Raw genomic sequence first — 21,261 nt, 5'->3', positions numbered from 1 at the left:
CCTCCCTAATTAAGCGACAGGCTCCAGTCGGGTTGAATCGAGTTTGACCAAGTGCGCACCAAATTTAACTTCGAAACTCACCGTGCCATCTTCTAAGTCTCGATAGACTCGGTGAACCTCAATCACATCGCCCTTGTTGGCTAATGGTTCACCAAACATACGTAAGCTACAGGTCAGTTTGGCTTTGTCTAATGAGCGAAAAAGACATGGAACCCAAGCCAATTCAGCATCGATTACTTCGCTATCTCGTACTCCGATCACTCGATTTTGCGTTGGAATAAATACTTGATAGATCACCTGTGTTTGCAAGAAATATCCGTAGCTACGAACAATGCCGACGCTTCCTGCTTCCACTAACAAGTCCCCTTTAGCAAAGTCCTGAAAGCTACCGTCATTACGGATATTACGCACAATTCTGACTTCGCTTCCTGGAGCAAAACGCACTGTGTCGGAGCCGTAATCCATGTCCATTTCGTTCACTCCTATTCACCAGATGCACTGCAATCGGAGGCACAGCTCGCGCAACCACCTGCCGCGATCATAGGCTCATGCCCTAGGCTGATTTGCTTATATGCCAAGCGAAGCGACTTCTGATAAGTGGCGTAATCAGCGTTTGGTTTGCAAACCAATAACTTCTGGAACAAGCGCAGCAGTGGTATATGTTTTTTCTCCACCAGCTCTGGGTCGTAATCCACAACGAAATAGTCGAGAAAATCTTCTGCGGTTTCCAACAACGCCAGTTGCTCGGTGAAATCACTCTCTAACTCTAAATACATACCTATAGCCCTACGCGATTTGCTGGTGATGGATGGCAAACTCGAGCAGATCGTCAGTGGTCGGAACGCTTTTACGCCGTTCAGACCAAACACGAAGCTGCTGTTTTATCTGCTCGCACTGCGATTCAGTGAGCACTATCCCCATATCGCGATAGATACGCATAATGGCACTCACACCGGAATGCTTGCCTAAGACAAAGTGATGTTCGCGCCCCACTAATGAAGGCGAGAAACCCTGATAGTTATTGATGTCTTTCAGCAAGCCATCAACGTGAATTCCCGACTCATGGGTGAACACCACATCGCCTGTGATCGCTTTTTGCGCTGTTTGGGGTCGCCCAGAAGCCAGATGTACGTAATTGCAAATGGTCGGTAGCTGGCGCAAATCAATGTTGCTTGGTGTCTGCTGCAACACTGTAAGCGCAACGGAGATCTCCTCTAATGCAGCGTTTCCCGCACGTTCTCCTAATCCATTTACCGTAGTGTTCACTGACGCAGCACCAGCTCGAATGGCAGCTAACGAGTTCGCCGTCGCTAACCCAAGATCGTTGTGCGCATGCATTTCAATCTCAAGATCCGTATGGGCATGTAACTGAGTGATAACGTGGTAAGTCGAAAATGGGTCGAGGATGCCGTTGGTGTCAGCAAAACGAACTCGTTTTGCACCGCAACGTTCCGCGACTTCTGCAACCCGATAAAGCATATCGACGTCTGCACGCGAAGCATCCTCCATTCCCACGCAAACCTTCAAACCAGCATTTAGCGCTTGGCTAATCACTCTTTCACAACGTTCGAACAACACTTTAGGCGTCAGATTGAGTTTGCTGCGGATCTGCTGACTTGAGACTGGAATAGAGAGATCCACCCAATTTAAACCAAGACCGGAAGCGCAATGAACATCGTGCTCTAGCATCCGACACCAGCCCATAGTTCGCGCAGTACTAAGGGAGTGGCACACTGAACTGATGACGTATTGCTCTTCCGCTCCCATAGCGGGAATGCCCACTTCCAATTCAGGCACACCCGCCATTTCAAGCAGCATCGCAATATGCATTTTCTCTTCTATGGTGAACGCCACACCAGGTCCCTGCTCACCATCCCGAAGCGTGGTGTCATTAATAATGACTGACCTATGAATGGGTTCTGCTATCCCTGTAACCATACATGCACCATCCCTTTGCTCACTGATATTGACTCACTACAGGGAATCCTTCCCTAATCACCGCACACCTTTATCAGGCATATGTTGGAGCAAACTCTTCAACGTTACCCGCATTGGCGGCGTTATCCCAATAAGGAGACATCTGGCGTAAGCGATGCACAATCGGTGGCAGTTGCTCAAGCACATAATCGATATCGTCATCTTTGGTAAAACGAGACAGCGAGAAGCGCAAAGTGCCATGTGCCGCAGTGAATGGAATCTTCATCGCTTTCATCACATGTGAAGGTTCTAATGAACCGGATGTGCAAGCTGAGCCAGACGACGCCGCGATACCCACTTGGTTCATCATTAATAAAAGGGCTTCACCTTCTATAAACTCAACCGCAATGTTGGTGGTATTAGCGACACGCTGTTTAGGATTACCCGTGACAAACGTATTCGGAATGCGAGCAAGTAAACCTTGCTCTAAGCGATCACGCAGCAGTTTGATACGATGAAGCTCAGTATCAATAGCTTGATAAGCCAGCTCTGCCGCTTTACCCATCGCTATTGCAGATGCTGCATTTTCAGTTCCTGCTCTGCGACCGCGCTCCTGATGACCGCCGCGCAATAATGGACGAAAACGAGTACCACGACGCAAGTACAAAGCGCCAATCCCTTTTGGAGCATGGAACTTGTGACCAGAAATCGACAGCATATCAATTTCGGTTTCATGCACGTTGATCATGCGTTTACCTGCCACCTGTACCGCGTCAACATGCATTTGTGCGCCGACAGTTTTTGCCATCATTGCCATCGATTCCACAGGAAACAGAGTGCCAGTTTCATTGTTTGCCCACATCATCGAAACAATCGCGACGTTTTCACTTAATGCTTGGGCATACGCTTCCAAATCGATATTGCCTTTACCGTCGACGCCAATCCAATGCACCTTGTAGCCTTTACGTTCAAGGTTTTGACAAAGCTGTAAAGTAGCGGGATGTTCAACCACAGATGTTACGATTTCTCTTCGTTCGGGGTTGGCTTCCAATGCAGACAAGATAGCTGTTGTGGTCGCTTCAGTAGCACAAGAGGTAAAAACCACTTCACTTGAGTGCTGCGCGCCAAGAAGTTGCTGAACCTGTTCTCTTGCAATTTCCAGAGCCTGACCCACGCGAGCGCCTAAGCGATGAATAGATGAAGGGTTGCCATAAAATTCATCAAGATAAGGAATCATGACGTCCAAGACTCGTGGGTCAATGCGCGTCGTTGCATTGTTATCTAAATAGATCATCGGTTGGATACTAGACATTGTAAGTTCCCTCTTTCTTTGCGGTCATTTGTGGGTCTTCTTGTACCGGAAATACGGTGTAAGACTCTCCCAAAGCTCGACTGATCTTGTGTTCCACATTTGCCAATGTCAGACCTGATAAACCACATCCGGTACACGCACCAGTGAGTGAAACAAACACAACATAATCTTCCACATCGACTAAGCTGATATCCCCACCGTCGGCTTGTACCGCTGGGCGAACTTCTTCGATAATTTTCTCAATCAGCGCAATGATCTCAGGACTTACAGACGCATCAACTCCAGAGTCTTTGCTTGCTTCAACCGGTTTTATGGCAGGTTTCACGCTAGAATTTTTAGATAAGGCAGGGGCTTTTGCTCTTTCTGCCAAGCATTCTTCCAACACCCATTCGATCTTTTCGTGGCAAGAGGTGCAAGCGCCGCCCGCTTTGGTGTAATTGACGACTTCCTCTAGAGTGGTGAGATTATTGGCGGCAACCACGCGTTTAATCATCAGGTCATCAATCGCGAAACACTTACAAATCAGCTCACCTTCTTCGTGATCATCTTCCAGTGTTTCTCCGCGATAGTTCGCGACTGCTGCATGCAATGCTTCCATCCCCATAACCGAACAGTGCATTTTTTCTGGCGGTAAGCCATCAAGAAAGTCGGCAATGTCTTTGTTAGTGATAGCTAAAGCTTCATCTATCGATTTACCAATGATCATCTCAGTTAATGCAGAAGAAGATGCGATTGCACTACCACAACCAAAAGTTTGAAAACCTGCATCCTGAATAATGTCTGTTTCTGGGTCGACTTTGAGAGTCAAACTTAGAGCATCACCACAGCTCAGCGAACCCACATCACCTCGGGCATTTGCCTCTGAAACCAATTTGGCATTTCTTGGGTTAAAGAAGTGCTCTTTAACTTTCTCTGAATAATCCCACATAACCGCTCCTTCGTTTTTTGCCGACACCCGCTTCCAATGCGTTGATTTGGTGTTACACAGGTTTGTTTTAAAACCAGTTTTCGGATTGAGGCTGCAATAACTACTCCACAAGGGATACATTTCTAACGGTTTGATTTATCGGGAAATTTGAGACAGATCACATAGTGGAATATGCCAAAAACTACAAATTGTCACTTTGTTTGTCGGCTAACGAACAAAGGGGACTGACATAAATACGACAAATGAGCACGCTCTTTGTCACTAATAAGCTTTGGATACATAAGCATTGGATACAGACAGCCATGACTTGAAACCAGACAATAAAAAAGCTCCCGCCCTGTATCAGGCTGGGAGCTTTTCTAAACTAGATAGTATGTAAAGACTTTCTATGGCACACCGTGACCTTTAGAAGCCACCCAAACTCGATACCATTGTTCACGAGTGAGTTCTAACTCAAGTGCCGCGACTGCTGAACGCACGCGCTCAATCTTACCGGAACCGATAATCGGCAGTGGCTTAGAAGGAAGACGACGAACCCAAGCGTAAATCACTTGGTCGATACTCTCGGCACCAATCTCTTCGCGCAACTCTTCAAGAACTTTACGTACTCGCACCGCTTGCTCTGACTGACCATTAAAGATCTCACCACCACCTAAGCATGACCAAGCCATAGGGATAGTTCGCAGCATCTGCATTTGATCTAGCGTGCCGTCATGTGCCACATCAAAGTTAAGCGGGTTAATCTCAACCTGATTAGTCACAAGAGGTTTACCCATGCGTGACTGTAGCAAGGTGAATTGTGAAGGAGTGAAGTTTGATACACCGAAGTGTTTAACCTTACCCACTTTGTGCAGCTCAGCAAACGCTTCTGCTACTTCATCAGCGTCAAGCAACACATCTAAACGGTGGATCAACAAAACGTCAATTTCACTCACACCCAAACGCTCCAGCGAATTATTCACTGATTGGTAGATGTGTGCGGAACTGGTGTCATAGTGATTAATTTTGCGCTCTGGGTGCTTATCACTGCAAAGCTTGATATCACACTTAGTAACGATCTGCATTTGCTCACGAAGAGAAGGCTCTAAGGCTAATGCTTCACCAAATAGAGATTCACATTGGTAGTTACCGTAGATGTCTGCGTGATCGACCGTCGTGATACCTAACTCTAGGTGCTGTTTCATAAACGTTAAGCGTTCTTGAGGTGTCATTCCCCAATCCGCTAAACGCCAATACCCTTGAACCAGCTCTGAAAACTCTGGTCCTTGTGGGGCAATTGTCACTTTTGCAACCATAATATTACTCCTTAATCCGACGGCACATCCTAAGCTTGTTCATAAGCGAGCTCAATGAATAAAGCCTGATACTCTTAATTGAAGCCCGAAGTTGTGAGACTTTCTACAGGTTAGAAATAAAGATTAGACAAAATCATAAACGTGTAAACATGAGTGAAATGTCGTCACCTTGCGTCATTAAAACCGCTTTTGTTTGTCCGCTCTGCCAGTTGAACACTTTAGGAAATGACTGAGCATAACGATTGATAAACAAGACTAACGCTTTATCCACTTCTTGAGTTGTCGCGGTTTTCAGTTGCTCAGCAATGGAGAATTGCTGCTCACCGAGCTGAATGCTTTGTAACTGAAAACCATCTTTACGTAAGTTCAGTTGGAACAAACTCCAACTGTTTGGCGAATATTCACCATGCAGCGTGAGGGAGTGAATTCCCCCTTCTTGATTGCCTTTCACCTCAGGCCAAACAGGTAACGTGTAATAGCTAAACTCATCCCCACACCATGATGGAATAAAGATATTGTCGCTACACTCTAGCCATTCCCCTGTCTGGATAAATTGTTTTTGAGCTGGCCAAGTGCTTTCACCACCGATAAATGGCAGCAAAAAGTCTGGGTGTGCAGCCATCGACGCTCCACTCCAAAACAGTATAACTAGCCATTTCCACATAACATTTCCTCAAATAACTATCCTTAGTGTTAGCCTTTTGCATGCTTTCTACAAGTGCCCGATGAACTACGCCCCCAAATTCTCTTTTGTGAAGCACTTCAAGCTCTTAAGGCGTAGGGCAAGGAATGATGTGTCTAGTCTTTAATCGTTTTATTCTAAAGTCTGTTTACATAGAGGGACTTTAAGATCCCATACGGACGTGACGATGAAACTGAAAACCTTAACCTTTGCCTTATGTGCCATTATTCCAAGTGCTTTTGCAGCACCCAATTTGACAATAGCCACGACAACCAACAGTCGTGACTTTCCGCTCGACAGCCAGAATCCTTTAGTGATTCCACTGACCAAAGATGACTACACGCTGACTGTTACCGGTGTGGAAGGTGACTGCCAGTCTGAACAAGTATCGAGCATCAAATTCAATACGCCTGTTGCACTTAACTGCTCAGAAGCGACCACACTGCCACTTAAAATTCGCTTCACTGGCGATTACGCGTTTAGCTATGACGATAAAGCACAGACACTGACTTTTACTCGTCAAGCAAAAAAAACAGCAAACAGCGAGTTTAAGCGTCCTATTCCCGACGTGACTTGTGAACAATATTCTGGCGGCGAAGTAACGTTGACCGTTGGAGAAACTTTCGCAAACGGTACTCACTTAAAAGATGCGATCACTGGCAAAGTAGTGACGGTGAAGCAAGGTATGGTGACCTTAGCTCCAGACGCCAATAGCGGCGGTTTGATACTACTGGAACCTGTTGAAACAAAGCCTCAGCCATTCAACTACCGTAATGCCAACATCTATTTTGTAATGGTTGATCGTTTTAACAATGGTGAGCCTAAAAATGACAACAGCTACGGTCGAAAAAAAGACGGTAAAGATGAAGTTGGTACCTTTCATGGCGGTGACCTTAAAGGGGTTATAGAGAAACTCGACTACATTCAAAGCTTAGGCACAGATGCCATTTGGTTGTCTCCAATCGTTGAGCAAATCCACGGTTTCGTTGGTGGTGGAGACAGTGGTTCTTTCCCGTTTTACGGCTACCACGGTTACTGGACACGTGATTTCACCAAAATTGATGCAAACTTCGGCGTTGATGAAGACTTAAAAACACTGGTTGAAGAAGCCCACAAACGTGGCATGAAAATTCTGTTGGATGCCGTTCTTAACCACTCAGGATATGCCACATTAGCCGACTTACAAATCGATCATATTGATGTGGTAAATAGCGCTAATTTGCCACAAAAATGGGCTGATTGGTCGCCAATCAATAGTGAAAACTGGCACAGTTTCCACCAGTACATTGATTACAACAGCAACAACTGGAAATACTGGTGGGGAGGTGATTGGGTTCGTGCAGGATTACCCGGCTATACCAAACCAGGATCTGGTGATATCACGATGACACTGGCAGGTCTTCCCGATTTTCGCACCGAATCAACAGAGTTTGTGAAGCCGCCAAAATGGTTGCTAAAAAACGAAGGAACTCGTGTGATGGTGCGGGATAATTTTACCGTTTCAGACTATCTCATAGAGTGGCAGAGCGATTGGGTGAAACGTTTTGGTATTGATGGATACCGTGTCGATACAGTGAAGCATGTTGAAGGTGAAGTGTGGAAACGCCTAAAACAGGCAGCCAGCGATAATTTGAATCAGTGGCGCAAAGAACATAACAAACAAGGTGAACCGTTTTGGATGATGGGCGAAGTATGGGGGCATGGCGCGTACCGCAGTCCTTACTTTGACGACGGGTTCGATGCGCTGATTAACTTTGATGTGCAGAAGAAAATGGACAAAGGCGCTACCTGTTTGAGTCAGATGGAAAGTGTTTATCAGGAGAATGCGAAAACTCTGCAACAACAGGCGGATTTCAATCCAGTAAGTTATATGTCTTCTCACGATACCGAGCTGTTTTTCAGCCGTTTCAAATCCTTTGAAATGCAACGTAACGCCGCCAACGCCTTATTGCTAAATCCGGGTGCGGTTCAAGTGTATTACGGTGATGAAGTGGCTCGCGACTTAGGTCCCTATGCCGACGATTTCCATCAAGGCACACGTTCAGATATGGTTTGGAAGTTAGATGCCGAGCGCGAAACGTTACTGAAACACTGGCAAACCGTTGGGCAGTTCAGACAGCGTCATCCTGCGGTTGGAGCAGGTAAACACCAAGTGATTAAACAGCAATCATCAACGGAGAATACACCATACGTATTTTCGCGCTCGCTGGGTGAAGACAAAATCATAGTTGCATTTGTGGGTAAGTAAATACTTACAGGTTCAGCTTTAGAAAAGGAAACAAGGGCGTCCCTGCCCTTGTTTGCCCTTGTTTTTTTATTGGCGTTATCTACTTATATCAGTGTTCTCTTTATAGAGAACTACGCAATGCTCTCTTGCAAACTGACAGTTTGCGGTACGTAGTCACTGATGTTGATGACTTTATCGGCAATAGCGTCTATCAAATCAGGATCATGGCTGACGATTAACAAGCCACAGTTTTGCTCACGAGCAAGCTGCGCCAGTTGCATCGTTACCTCTTTAGCAATAATCGGATCTAGTCGTGATGTAGGCTCATCAGCAAATAAAAACACTGGATCCATCATCAAAGCGCGTAAAATCGAAAAGCGTTGCAGCTCGCCACCAGAAACCTGACTGCTGTTATAAGTAAGCACCTGCTCACGCAACGCGAGTTTTTCCATCAGAGGAGCTACTCGGCTAGCATCCAATTTATGCAGCGCAATCAAATCATCTAACATCTTACCGAGAGTTAAGTGCTGAGCAAGCGATGTAAATGGGTCTTGATAGAGCTTTAACCACTTCGCTTTGCCTTGCGTTTTTTGACGATCAATCTCACCCGAAGACGCTTTAAGATGCCCTAAAATCGCATCTCCCAAACTGCTTTTGCCACAGCCGCTGTCGCCGACAATACCAACAATTTCACCTTGCTGAACGTCAAACGAAAGTGATTCGAACAGCTTTTGCTTACCACGTTCTATCGATAAATTTTCAACACGCAAAATGCGCGATTGAGTTCCCTTTTCACATCGGCTCTTAGACCAGTTCTTCGGTGTCGAGCGAATCAACTCTTGAGTGTATTCTTGTTGAGGGTTAGCGAGTACTTGCAACGTTTGACCTTGTTCAACCACCTTTCCGTAATGCAGAACAAGTATTTGTCCGCCAAGACGCAGTGCAACATCAACATCATGGGTAACGACGATTAAACCGTCATCTTTGGTTTTGTCACGCAGCATATCGACCACATCATCTCGGCGATTCACATCCAAACCTTTGGTTGGTTCGTCAGCCAGTATGATAGAAGCGTTTGCAGCCGTTGAAACACATATCGCCATACGCTGAGCCATACCACCAGAGAGCTGGCCAACTCGCTTTTGATAAGTATGAGCCAAACCATAACGTTCAAGTTCTTGTTGCGCCATAAAACGAGCTTGGTGCTTGCTGAACCCTAAAACAAATCGAGACACTTCAGCGACTTGCTCTCCAGACTTCATTAAAGGATCGAGGGTTGTCATTGGCTCTTGAGGAAGCATAGCCATTTGAGAACCCCACAAAGTGCGGCGCTGTGCCATATTCACAGCTTCACCATGGATGCTAATGTCGCCATTGCAATTCAATGAGGAATCAATGCTCGCCATAATCCATTTCATCAGTAGACTTTTTCCCGAGCCCGTTTGACCAAGAATGACCAGAGGCTCACCTTTCTTCACTACTAATGACACATTTTCCAGAAGAGGACGTTCACCCACTGCAATATTAAGATTCGAAATTCTCAACAATTCACTCATCGTTTCTCTCCTGCAATTAAGTGGAACGCCAATACAATCAACGCCAACATAACGAGAGGTTGTATCAGCAACCATGGTGCATCACCGTAATACGGGAAAAGTTCGACAATCATTTGTCCGAGTTCGCTCGTCGGCGGCTGAATACCTACGTAAACAAATCCAAGAGATGCCATATAAAGCACTGCATTCGCAGCGCCAAATGCTGCCATGGTTAATACCGATGAGCGAAGCGTCGGCCACAAGTGATGACGAAAAATGTAGATTCGACCAAATCCGAGCAATAAAGCATTTTGAATTTCAGGACTGTTCGCCAGAGATTGCGTTAATGAGCGGCTCACACGGAAGTATTCCACCCACTGAACCAATGCAATCGCAATATAAATTGCAGTGAAAGAGCCCGGAACTAGAGCCGCAAAAAGCAACACGAACACCAAACCCGGCATAGCCAATAGGATATTAACGACGATGTTTAAGCCTGTATCAAACCAGCGTCCATACCAACCAGCAATCACTCCCAATACACAACCAACAACACTTGCACTTAATACACAAATTACGGCTAAAGTGAGAGACAAACGCAGCGCCTCACTTAAACGTGCAAACATATTGCGACCATAGTGATCAGACCCGAACCAGTATTCCGCACCCGGAGGTGTCAGCACCGCAGACAAATCTTGTTCGGCAGGGTCAAAATTCATCAGCCAACCGATAAGTGACAGGGATACCAACAGGCACAACAGCATTATTCCCACGGCTCGTGATTTATTACTATACAGCGCAGACAACATCTTATTGCTCCTCCTTAATGCGTGGGTCAATCCAGTAGCAGAGAAGATCAACTATCATATTTAGCATCACGAACATAACCCCTAAACACAGTGCTGTTCCTTGAATCACAGGAATGTCTCGGGCAAAAATCGCATGAGCTAAGCCATGCCCAACTCCCGGCCAAGAGAACAGAGACTCAATCATCACAATCCCTTCGATCACGGTAATAAACTGGATGCCGATAAACGCCACCACAGGGAGCAAAATGTTGCGAACGCCATGTCGTTGGAAAGTGCGCCAAGGAGTCAAACCCTTCATCATCGAAAACTGATAAAACGGCGCACGGATTACCTGACGGGTGGACGTTGCAACAATGCGGTTTGATGTGGCAGCTAAGGCGATAGCGAGAGTTGCTGTGGGCAAAATCAGGTGTTGCGGTGTATCAAAGCCCGCCACAGGTAGCCATTGCCAGTAGAGAGAAAAAATCAGAATCAAAACCAGACCAATCACGAAAACTGGCAGTGCTCGCACAGCTATCGACAAGGTGACGGCAACAGGTTCAAACCAGCGCTGCCATTTCACACTGGCAAAACCCAGTGCAAATGCAAGCAACACAGAAAGCACAATCCCAGCGACCGCTAGCAGCAAAGAATGCCCTAATTGGTGACTGACGATTTCACTGACAGGTTGACCACTGACTAGAGAATTGCCTAAATTGAACTGCGCGAGATCAACAAGCCAAGAGAAAAAGGTCGAGATTCCCGACTGGTTCAAATTCAGTTCTTGACGAATAAACTCCGCAGCTTCGGCACTGACGTTGTCCTGTCCATATCGACTTGATGCGATACGAAATGCCATATCGCCGGGAAGTGAACGCATTAACACAAAGGTCAATGCGCCAACACCAAATACCACGGCTACAAGCTGTAAAAGACGGTTATAAATTAGTTTCGCCACGAGCGTTAAAACTCCAAGTCACTGAGATAGAAGTTGCGACCAAATGGATCGAAGCGGAAACCTTTCAATCGTTTATTAACAGATACTTCTTCTGTGTAAGCAGAAACAGGAATGACAGGCAACTCAGTTGCCAGAATTGTCGCCGCTCTTTGTGCTTTTTCGCGATAGTCTGCGGCATCTAATGTCTGGTTAAGCTGTTTAATTAATTGATTAAACTCTTGGTTTGACCAATTCATAGCGCCCCAATCACCGCCTTGTTCAGAAAAATCATTACTCAGCACCACAAGCGGGTCCACAATCACGCCGTAATTACGAGCCATCAGTGCAACTTCTAAAGAACCATCCTGATGACCAGCCGGAATGGAACTTGAATTTGTGATGTTCACGTTCAGTTTTACACCTAGCTTTTTCCATTGCGCCTGAAGCGCAGTGGCAACGTTGGTCAACTCTGGTCGGTCTGCATAAGTAATAAGGGTTAGCTCAAAAAGTTTACCGTCTCGCTCAAACATTCCTTGGCTATTTTCACTCCAACCGAGCTCTTTCAGCATGGCTTTGGCTTTTTGGACATCCGATTGTGGGTTAGCAAAAGACTCCAAATACCAGTCTCCCATCGAACTTGGCAATAGCTGAGCGGTTGCAGAACTTGGCGTACCCAGCACTGCACTAGCGATACCTTTACGATCAATAGCAAGGCTCAACGCCTGACGCGCTTCAACAGAGTTCATAAATGGATGTGCGTTGTTCAACTTCAAAACAAGAGTGCGAGGTAAAGAGTAAGAGTGAACATCAGTTTGCGGGTTCATTTTTAAACGCATAATACTTGCTGGCGGCAACTGCAAAGCAATGTCTGCTTGACCACTTGTTGCTTGCAATACACGGCTTTCACCACGGTGCCCAGTCAAATAAGTAACGTATTCAATGTGCGCTTTTTTACCCCAATAGCCATCAAATTTCTTTACTGTCGCTTTGTGTGGCGGTGCAAGCTCAAATAGCTGGAAAGGTCCAGTACCGATTAACGACACAACGTTGCCATCTTCGTCATATGCAGCACGACTTAGAATCACATTCGAATAGTTCGCTAGAACAGCAGGAAGGCTTTTGTAAGCTTCGGACAGTTCAACAACCACTTGATGTTTACCCTGCGCCTGAATTGAAATCACTGGCACTTTGCCTAATGAGCCATACTTGCTCAACGCGATGTTGAGGCTATTAACCACAGCATAAGCATCCATCAAGGAACCATCTTGGAAATGGACACCGTCTCGCAGAGTAATAGTCCACTGTGTCAGATCTTTATTTGGGGTCGCTTCCAATGCCAAACCAGGCAGAAGATTACCCGAACTGTCTACATCAAATAGCGTTTCAATCACCTGTAACTTGGTAAAAATATAGCCACTTGATGAAGGGTCAACGTTCGAAAACTCTAATGCTCCGCTGACAGTAACAGTGTTTGATTTATTAGGTGACGTGTCAGCATTTGCTTGAAAAGCAACCATTAATGCCAACAACGCTGTTGAAAATATTCTCATAGTTATGACTCTACAATCCCAAAAGTGTTTTGTTATAACATAACAATTATTTGAGTTTCAATTTAAATGAGAATAATTTTCAAAACAAAATTGCGTCTTTAAAAGCACATTGCTTGCTAACTCGCTACTTTAAGTTGTTTCACCGCACAGGCATCTAACTGTTTGGATAGTTTGTTAAATAGTGTTTCTCTGCGTAAATCCAGTATTTCCTGAATCAATTTATCTTTCGCCGACAAACCAAAATGCGTTGCGTAGTTTTTGATTTTTTGAATTTCTTCCGCTTCCAGACGATAGACTTCGTTTTTTAGCAATGCTTCCGCTTCTTTTTTGATAAGTCCCTGCTGTTGCAGTAGTTCAATAATTAATACATCAAAATCGTGAATCGCTCTAGCCATTATTTCCTGCTTAATGAATAACCTAGCTCTCAGCTTTATCACTTTGAGAGCTATCTTTTTAAGACCGGCATAACCTACGCAGCCAGCATTAAAATTGGGTTACAGAAAAAAGGCTATTTGATGACAAAATACTAAGATGCCAACTAGATTTGAGTTCAGATTTTTGTCGCTTGAATTGAGCTTGATTTTGATCAACCAGAATGCAATTTCCCCCTCACAAAACCCAACAAGAACTACAATTAATGAGGTAGTAAAAGATAGAAAATGGGAGGTTATGATGAGCTTAATTCCTCGTGATTCATGGTCTGATTTCTATCGCGTATTTGATCATGCATTCCCATCAATTCGGACTCGATTTGATGCAGAAGCTTTTTCACCACGCGTTGATGTGATTGAAAAAGAAACCGCATTCGAAATCATTGCTGATTTGCCGGGAGTTGCCAAAGATGATGTTGTCATCACCTATAAAAATGGAGCGCTTACAATAGAAGCCTCCACCAGCAAAACCGAAGAAAAGAAAGATCAAGACAAAGTCATTCACAAAGAACGCTATGAAGGAAAAATGGTGCGTAGTTTTTCTTTAAGCGACAACGTAAATCCAAAAGACATTTACGCTGAATTTGGGGATGGCGTGTTGGTTGTGGTTGTTCCTAAGTTAGAAACACAGCCTGTGGAAGACCACCGTATCCCTATCAGCTAGTTGATTTTTGGCTAGCGTGTGCAACGATTCAAACTAGGTGATACGAAAGCCTACATTCAGGAAAGCAAATAACAAAGGGGCGGAATGCCCCTTTTCTTTTACATCTTCACTCATAAATTGCCCTAACAATCAGGTCAATTCTTGAGCTCTTTATCGAAGGTTTCTTTTGTGCATTTTTCAGCATTTTCTGATGCAACATGATGCAAATGGCTGCATTCAGACAAGAGAATTTTCGGCAAAATGACAAGCTAAAACCTTTTGTCTACCACGTTTACAACTTTTCAAATGCGCGCTATTCGGCGCCCTAGTTAAAGTTGGTATTGATCTAACACTAGGGACAATTTGATACAGAGATCCAATAAAGCAAGGGTGGCAACGAGAATTATTGAGGTAATAAAAAACGATGAGCACTTTGCAAACAGATACTTTAGTGAACCCAAGTCAAGCTGTTGATGGTTCAGAACCAACAACCGTCAATACTGAAATCAAAACGGAAGAAAAGGCACAGGCACCTGCAACCAACAGTGCCACCGAAGAGCTAATCATCATTGAGCCAGTCGCTGCGTCACCAAACGTGTCAACAACAACTGTCATTGAGCCAGCTAAGTCAGTTTCAGAAGAGAAATCAACAGAAACTAAGACTAAGCCAGCAACGCCTATCGCACCAAAAACGGCTAAGACGGGAGCTGCCAAAGTTGAAACGAATCAACCTAAAGTGAAAACGGAACCCGCGGTAACGGCTGCATCTGAAACAGTAAAAAACGATGACAAAAGTGTTGTTACAGAGGCAGCTAAAAATAATGACGTACTGATTGTCCCTGATGCCAACACTGAGCAACTCGCGACCATTCAACACCCAGTATCAACCGCAAGTACCGTTGTTCCTACTGAATTAAAAAGTACTTCGAATCAACTAGTTAATACTGATTGGATCTTAGTTGCTGTTTTCGTTTTAACATCGATTATCGTACTTTTTTCTAATCGAAGAGCGATCAAGAAAGCGACTGAATTAGCAAAAGAATCCTCTCGTCCGGTGATGCCAACACTCAACCCAAGTGTGGATGTTGAGTTTGAAAAAGCAAAAATCGTCGCAGAAAGCAGACAGCAATGGATTCATACATTGAGAGGTGAAATTGCCGATTTTGTCTCAGCAACCAATGCAATCTGGGACCTACATAAGATTAAGGATGGTTTTGAAGACATTCTAACCGATATGAAAGACCCGCAGTTTGCAATGAAAGAGCTGTATCAGTGGTCTTGTACCTACAACAAAGCCGTTCAAGATACTGAAAAACTGTATGCAAAAATTCACTTGCTCATCAATCCAAGCGAAGAACATTCACAAAATCTTTCAAGCCTGTTAGACAAGACGATGGTCGCTATCGAAGCGAAGAAATCGCCTTCAAAGTTGAACGATGAAATCGTCGCTATCACCCAAGTGATGTTGAAGCAAGAGTGGCAACGAGTGAAAACTTTCAGCTAATTTTTTAAAACGTTTCAAACGAACAAAGAAGCGAAATCGCTCCTTTGTTTTATTCTATATTTCACTCGTTATTATTTGGTATTGACCGCTTTAACAAATACCTCTTGCGCCCCTTCAACACCTAACGCTTTGGCTTCATCCAGTAGACTTAAAGCTTTAGGGATATCTCCAGCTTCCACCGCTTTTTTGATTGATAAACGATAATACTCTTGGGTATCAGGTAATGGCACATTCACCATTTTCGCATTTTCGGTTGTGGTAGCAACTGTTGCTGACGAACTCAGAAAAGACAAAAATTTCGGGCCAGAGACTTCTAACTCAACGACCCCAGTTAGACTATGTGGTATTGCGATGTCTTTTAACTCGGGCATATAGTTACCCCGACCTTCTGCATCAACACGACCTGGATGAGCAACATAAGTGACACCATTTAAGTACTCTTGTTTTGTATAAATGATGACATATAAACTCTGATAACCATTGGGAGGATAAAACTCCAAGTTAGCGACTAGCCGATTACCTAAGTTCAAACGAGGTTTGCGATACTCAAAATGCGTATCGTCGTATGATTCAATAGTTTCTCCGTTTTGATTAACAATCAGAACATTTGGGTAAAAAACCGAATCTTTAATCTCACTGGTGATAGAAAGAGCTAATTCTCCTCTATTTGCAGGTATTTCAAATACAACAACCGGACTGTTGAACATCTCATTAGTTAGACGTTGACTTTCCTCCGTTACTGCCACTCTAGTTACACTAGGAATCTTAACGGCTACAGATTCTAACTGAGCAACCGTTGTTATATTTTGTCCCGTAGCTTTCATTGTCTGTTCAACTATCGGAGCAGATTGACACCCAGCTAATACAATACAGCTGCCAAGCAATAAACTTCTAAATTTCATTTCTCGCTCCTCTTTTATTTTTTTAACTGCACTTAGTCTTTTAGACCTTATAGAACATTTAAAAAAAATAGCCGACTCAAGCCGGCTATTAATATAGATTAAATCTAATTAATTTAAGCTTACCACCAAGCTTCTACTTGGATACCTACAACAAAGTCTGAGTCGCCTTTATCGCCAAAGGTTTCACCTTCATGATCGGTCAAGTAAGAGCCATATACACGTAGTTCAGGGCGAGCCCAGAAGTTATTTCCCATTGCCCATGCTTGTGCAACAGTTAGTTTACTACCAGCGAAATCATTGCCATCAGCATCTTCGCCGCCGTTGTAACCTGCTTCAAAAACGGTACGCATAGTGTCATTCCACTTATACATTGGACGAACTACTGCAGAGAATTGATTAATATCTGATTTAGAAGCACCGATATCAGCTCCCGCTAAAAATGCTAATTGATGGCCAAGTTCCCATGATTCACCTAGGTTGAGAACACCCCAGTTTAGTACACGGTAACCAATTGCATCATTATTGTCTGCACTGCCACGTCCGTAGTATGTACCCGCACCCCAAAGGTTTGCCATTTGCACACCGTAGCCTGCAGTACCTACTTGGAAAATCGTTTGGTTAAAACCATTGCTTAAACCTTGATGTAAGATAGCCGTAGTCATCAGTCCATCATCAGCAGCTTCAGACATACCATCTTTTTCTGTTGCAAAGTTATATGCGATAGCTACTTCAAGTGATGCTTTATCCCAAAGACTGATATTTGCTAAACGAGCATCAAAAATGTAACCCGTAGAGTCATCTGTAGAACCATCTTGTACAAGAGCTAGAGAAAGTTTTTGATTTCCAAGAGATAGATTCTCAATACCACCACCTGTGCCAGAAGTATTTAGGTAATAGAAATCGGTGATGTGGATATCTTTACGCTGGTAGTAACGCTTACCAGCCCAAAGCGTTGCTTCTTTGTCTGAAGCTAGCAGCCCTTTTGCCTGTACGTTGAATTGAGCAACGTTGAAATCACCGTCTTCCCAACCAGAAGCGCCATTGTTCCCTTGAGCAATCATCGATTCAACTTTCCAAGTCTGCTCACCTGATTTTAGTTCTTCAGCAAAGCCAAACTCATAGTAGTTGTCGTTTTCATTACCAAGACGACCAATACCATTTTTCATGAAAGAAACATCACCTTCGCCATTACCACTGATACCAGTACCAGCGCGGAAATAACCATTAAAATCAACAGCGAAAGCAGAACCTGCAGCTAAAGTAGCAGCCACTGCGGCAGCAATTACACTTACTTTTTTCATTATTAACTCCAAATAGGATTTTATTTTTAGTTCCTTAGTTCTCTTTCTATTTAGAGCCCGAAAGGCAGAAACAGGGTCATAATAAAAAGAGGTAAGACGGGACAAGTCCCCAGTTGTTTCAACACTATTTAGGTTAATCAAGTCGCTGAAGGATGACTTCCTCCGCCCCAAATTAATTTGAGGGGGATGATTAGGGATGAGATTTTTTCAGGTATGGTGTTTTTGAAACTTTGATCACGCAATTTAGGGGGAGTAGTGATCGAAAGCTATCAGATTAATGGAATACAAAATGCATCAGATCACTATTTGGCGAAAAAACGTTCATCAAAATGTAATCAAATTACAGAATAAATTTTATTGAAGAGCGCTTGACCTAACAGTGGCAACGCTTTTTACTTAATTAAGTGGGTAACTTAACTCTAACTATAAGAACGTGACTTACGATGACTACTACTGCTTCTCGTCCGTATCCTTTAGGTGCAACACTTGATCCAAATGGATGCAACTTTTCTATCTATGCTCCAGCCAACGATGATTTGGTACTTGCTCTATTTAATTCTGATGGTAGCTATGAGACTCATCCATTAGAAGGTGAATATGCCGGAATAAAACACACCTACATGTCCGGAGTTAAAGCAGGTCAGCGGTATGGATTTATTTCTCATGAAGACGACAACAGTTTATTGTATGTTTCCGACCCTTATGCCAAAGCGTTAGATGCCCCACTGACCTATACTCCGCCATTCTCCGCAGAAGACAGCTTTGAACTCGCGAAGTGTGTCGCCATCGAAAACGAATTTGACTGGCAAGATTCACAAAAACCCAATATAGCCCGCGATGAAATGGTGCTATTCGAAACGCACGTCAAGGGTTTAACTCAGCTTCATCCAGAAGTAGAAAAAAAGGTACGCGGAACCTATATGGGTTTAATCAGCGAGCCAATGTTGGCGTTTTATCACCAACAACACATAAATACCTTACAACTGTTGCCAATAGCAGCTTGTATGCATGAACCTCATCTATTGGATATGGGGAAAGTGAACTACTGGGGATATAACCCTTTTGTGTTCATGGCACCAGATCCTCGCTACGCCGTCAAAGATGCTGTAACAGAACTTAAGACCGTGATACGCGAACTTCATAAACAAGGCATTCAAGTCATTTTGGATGTGGTATACAACCACACCGCCGAAGGCGGGCAAGACGGTCCCGTTTTTAACCTAAAAGCGTTAGATCCAAACTACTATCTAAGACACGGCCCTCATTTCGCCAACTTTACCGGATGTGGTAATACTGTTGATCTCTCATACCAGCCCTCTCTAAACCTTGTGATGGATACCCTTCGCTACTGGGTTAGTGAGTACCAAATTGATGGCTTTCGCTTTGACTTAGCCGCAACACTGGGACGTCGTGGCGATGATTTCAGCAGCGAAGCAGCGTTTTTTAAAGCCGTTGCACAAGACCCAATACTCCGTGAAATAAAATTGATTGCAGAGCCTTGGGATATTGGTCCGAACGGTTATCAGGTAGGTAACTTTCCTTTTGGCTGGAATGAAACCAATGACAAGCTGCGAGATATCACCCGCAGCTTCTGGCGTGGCGATCAGGGTTATCTGAAAGAGTTCGCAACACGCCTTATGGGATCGAGAGATCTCTACAGCGCAGCAAACTGGCCTTATAAATTAACGGTTAACTACATTACCTACCACGATGGATACACCCTTCAGGACTTAGTGTCATATAAACACAAACACAATGAAGCTAACGGTGAACAAAACCGCGACGGGCACGGCGATAACCGTTCTGAGAACTATGGTGAAGAGGGAGAAACCGATAACCTCGTCATTCAGGCAACTCGTGAACGTCAAAAGCGTAACTTTATGGCAAGTCTGCTATTTGCGTTTGGCATCCCGCATATACTCACCGCTGATGTACTTTCTCATACTCAGCAAGGTAACAATAACGCCTATTGTCAAGACAACGAGATAAGTTGGATTAACTGGAGCAACACTGAAGATAAAGACATCTTCAAAGAGTGGCTAGCTCAGATGGTCGCAGCCCGTCAAACCTATATGCTCCCATTCATTCGCGCCTTTAGTGGTGATGAGAGAAACTTCAATCGAATCTTCTGGAGAAGAGTAGATGGTCATTTGATGGAACATGACGATTGGAACAGAGTCAATTCTGTCGCACTTCATATGGGCATCGGCGAAGACGAGCAAGAATTGCTTTATCTGATCAACCAAACCAATGCGCCAGCACGATTTAAACTGCCAAACGACCGCAATCAAGATTGGAAAATCATCTGCGATACTAACCTGCGCCATATTCAACATGGTCACGCAGAAGGAGAAATTCTTCAGCTACCCACTTCTATGGCGATTCTTCATTTCCAACCGAAGAAAAAATGTAAGGCATAGCCATTTTGAAAGAGAAAGGGAGAGCTAAATGCTCTCCCTTTTTTATTTACGATTTAAGCCGCATAACCACCGCTGATAGCTTTAGCGAAGGTTCTTTCGATAATCGCTTCATATACATCCACTAAAGCAGCTGAAATCTCAGAGCTCAATTCAAACAACTTCGCTTGGTACTCTTCAGTATGTTTCTGTTCAATCAGGTATTTATCTAACTGCCTCATACATTCATTCAGATCCGGATGATAATCGGCATACACCGCATCCACTTTAACTAGCTTGGTGTACAGTAAATTTGCCTGTTTAACCAATAGCGCAGGCTTAAAATTCATGTTCATTGCCATAATACCGAGACGGTATTGCGTTAATGCTTCAATACCAGACATAACCGTTTGCCACTGGTCATTGTAATCACCGGCGAATTCCAACTTATTGGCTTTATCCAACGAAATCAAAATTTGACTATCTACCTGAAAAATCAGTTGGCGAATCATCTTGCCATGAACCACCAAATTGTTAGAAATAGAACGATTTTTATAGTTACTAGTCAGTTGGAACAGTTTGTTTCTCAGTGCAATTCTTTCAATAGAATTGCCGATATAACGATCGCTGGCTAACTTTGTTGCCGCTTTAATCATTTCATTATCGAGTTCTGAAATTTTCTCAGCGACATCTTGCTGATGATTGAATAGAAACTGATGAGTAAGAGATCGGTGTTGCCTCACTACATCAATCATATCCAACAGTTTAGAAATTGAAACTTGATGCTTTACCAAGCTACGACGTGAACTTTTTGAAACTAAAGAAGAAACGTCACCCATTAACCCAAGAAAAAAGTTATTACCAATCACTTCCATGTCACTGATCTCCTGCATACCATTCTATAGAAAAGAAT

General features: G+C 43.9%; 19 protein-coding genes. 4 read left to right on the top strand and 15 right to left on the bottom strand.

Annotated elements, in window-relative coordinates; translation table 11 throughout:
* Positions 1–9: 9 nt before the first annotated feature.
* From G5S32_RS17255 to G5S32_RS17225, 7 genes are all read right to left on the bottom strand, one after another.
* Complete coding sequence (locus G5S32_RS17255) at positions 10–471, bottom strand: nitrogen fixation protein NifZ (RefSeq protein ID WP_246201168.1); 462 nt, start codon at positions 469–471, stop codon at positions 10–12.
* A gap of 11 nt (positions 472–482) precedes the next feature.
* The gene (locus G5S32_RS17250; RefSeq protein ID WP_165313405.1) at positions 483–776 is read right to left on the bottom strand and encodes a nitrogenase-stabilizing/protective protein NifW; all 294 of its coding nucleotides are present in this window, start codon (positions 774–776) and stop codon (positions 483–485) included.
* A gap of 10 nt (positions 777–786) precedes the next feature.
* Complete coding sequence (nifV, locus tag G5S32_RS17245) at positions 787–1,938, bottom strand: homocitrate synthase (RefSeq protein WP_165313404.1); 1,152 nt, start codon at positions 1,936–1,938, stop codon at positions 787–789.
* Positions 1,939–2,011: 73 nt separating this feature from the next.
* Entirely contained in the window at positions 2,012–3,229 is a 1,218-nt protein-coding gene (gene nifS / locus G5S32_RS17240; protein ID WP_165313403.1) for a cysteine desulfurase NifS, read from the bottom strand.
* A complete protein-coding gene (gene nifU / locus G5S32_RS17235) occupies positions 3,222–4,157 on the bottom strand; it encodes a Fe-S cluster assembly protein NifU (RefSeq protein ID WP_102939938.1) in 936 nt (311 codons plus the stop codon). Before nifU ends, nifS begins: the two co-directional genes overlap by 8 nt.
* 386 nt (positions 4,158–4,543) lie before the next feature.
* Positions 4,544–5,452 (bottom strand): aldo/keto reductase, encoded by a 909-nt coding sequence (locus G5S32_RS17230; RefSeq protein WP_165313402.1) that lies wholly within the window; start codon positions 5,450–5,452, stop codon positions 4,544–4,546.
* 133 nt (positions 5,453–5,585) lie between these two features.
* Positions 5,586–6,116 carry a hypothetical protein gene (locus G5S32_RS17225; protein ID WP_165313401.1) on the bottom strand — a complete coding sequence of 177 codons (531 nt, stop codon included), beginning with the start codon at positions 6,114–6,116 and terminating at the stop codon, positions 5,586–5,588.
* Between the two features lie 205 nt (positions 6,117–6,321).
* On the opposite strand from G5S32_RS17225, the gene G5S32_RS17220 reads away from it, so the two are divergent.
* Positions 6,322–8,382 (top strand): alpha-amylase, encoded by a 2,061-nt coding sequence (locus G5S32_RS17220; protein ID WP_165313400.1) that lies wholly within the window; start codon positions 6,322–6,324, stop codon positions 8,380–8,382.
* 110 nt (positions 8,383–8,492) lie between these two features.
* On the opposite strand, the gene G5S32_RS17215 is transcribed toward G5S32_RS17220, so the two are convergent.
* From G5S32_RS17215 to G5S32_RS17195, 5 genes are all read right to left on the bottom strand, one after another.
* Entirely contained in the window at positions 8,493–9,917 is a 1,425-nt protein-coding gene (locus tag G5S32_RS17215; protein ID WP_165313399.1) for an ABC transporter ATP-binding protein, read from the bottom strand.
* Positions 9,914–10,705 (bottom strand): ABC transporter permease, encoded by a 792-nt coding sequence (locus G5S32_RS17210; RefSeq protein ID WP_165313398.1) that lies wholly within the window; start codon positions 10,703–10,705, stop codon positions 9,914–9,916. Before G5S32_RS17210 ends, G5S32_RS17215 begins: the two co-directional genes overlap by 4 nt.
* A 1-nt stretch (position 10,706) precedes the next feature.
* Positions 10,707–11,642, bottom strand: a complete 936-nt coding sequence (locus G5S32_RS17205; RefSeq protein ID WP_165313397.1) for an ABC transporter permease — start codon at positions 11,640–11,642, stop codon at positions 10,707–10,709.
* 5 nt (positions 11,643–11,647) lie between these two features.
* Positions 11,648–13,171, bottom strand: coding sequence for an ABC transporter substrate-binding protein (locus G5S32_RS17200; RefSeq protein WP_165313396.1), 1,524 nt, complete (start codon positions 13,169–13,171; stop codon positions 11,648–11,650).
* Positions 13,172–13,287: 116 nt separating this feature from the next.
* Positions 13,288–13,566 (bottom strand): hypothetical protein, encoded by a 279-nt coding sequence (locus G5S32_RS17195; RefSeq protein ID WP_165313395.1) that lies wholly within the window; start codon positions 13,564–13,566, stop codon positions 13,288–13,290.
* 277 nt (positions 13,567–13,843) lie between these two features.
* Here G5S32_RS17195 and G5S32_RS17190 point away from each other — a divergent pair, with 277 nt between their 5' ends.
* Together G5S32_RS17190 and G5S32_RS17185 are read left to right on the top strand one after the other, a co-directional pair.
* The gene (locus G5S32_RS17190; protein WP_165313394.1) at positions 13,844–14,266 is read left to right on the top strand and encodes an Hsp20/alpha crystallin family protein; all 423 of its coding nucleotides are present in this window, start codon (positions 13,844–13,846) and stop codon (positions 14,264–14,266) included.
* 403 nt (positions 14,267–14,669) lie between these two features.
* Positions 14,670–15,749, top strand: a complete 1,080-nt coding sequence (locus G5S32_RS17185) for a hypothetical protein (protein WP_165313393.1) — start codon at positions 14,670–14,672, stop codon at positions 15,747–15,749.
* A gap of 71 nt (positions 15,750–15,820) precedes the next feature.
* Here the strand turns inward: G5S32_RS17185 and G5S32_RS17180 are convergent, their stop codons facing one another.
* The gene (locus tag G5S32_RS17180; protein WP_165313392.1) at positions 15,821–16,651 is read right to left on the bottom strand and encodes a MalM family protein; all 831 of its coding nucleotides are present in this window, start codon (positions 16,649–16,651) and stop codon (positions 15,821–15,823) included.
* Between the two features lie 119 nt (positions 16,652–16,770).
* The gene (gene lamB / locus G5S32_RS17175; protein ID WP_165313391.1) at positions 16,771–17,952 is read right to left on the bottom strand and encodes a maltoporin LamB; all 1,182 of its coding nucleotides are present in this window, start codon (positions 17,950–17,952) and stop codon (positions 16,771–16,773) included.
* 443 nt (positions 17,953–18,395) lie between these two features.
* Between lamB and glgX the strand changes: the two genes are divergently transcribed.
* Positions 18,396–20,372 carry a glycogen debranching protein GlgX gene (gene glgX, locus G5S32_RS17170; protein WP_165313390.1) on the top strand — a complete coding sequence of 659 codons (1,977 nt, stop codon included), beginning with the start codon at positions 18,396–18,398 and terminating at the stop codon, positions 20,370–20,372.
* A 53-nt stretch (positions 20,373–20,425) separates the two neighbouring features.
* Here the strand turns inward: glgX and G5S32_RS17165 are convergent, their stop codons facing one another.
* Positions 20,426–21,241 carry a hypothetical protein gene (locus G5S32_RS17165; RefSeq protein ID WP_165313389.1) on the bottom strand — a complete coding sequence of 272 codons (816 nt, stop codon included), beginning with the start codon at positions 21,239–21,241 and terminating at the stop codon, positions 20,426–20,428.
* Between the last annotated feature and the right edge of the window lie 20 nt (positions 21,242–21,261).

The organism is Vibrio ziniensis (genome assembly GCF_011064285.1).
Classification (GTDB): Bacteria; Pseudomonadota; Gammaproteobacteria; order Enterobacterales; family Vibrionaceae; genus Vibrio; species Vibrio ziniensis.
Note: the sequence above shows the minus strand (reverse complement) of the source record. Positions and strands in the feature narration are given on the sequence as shown.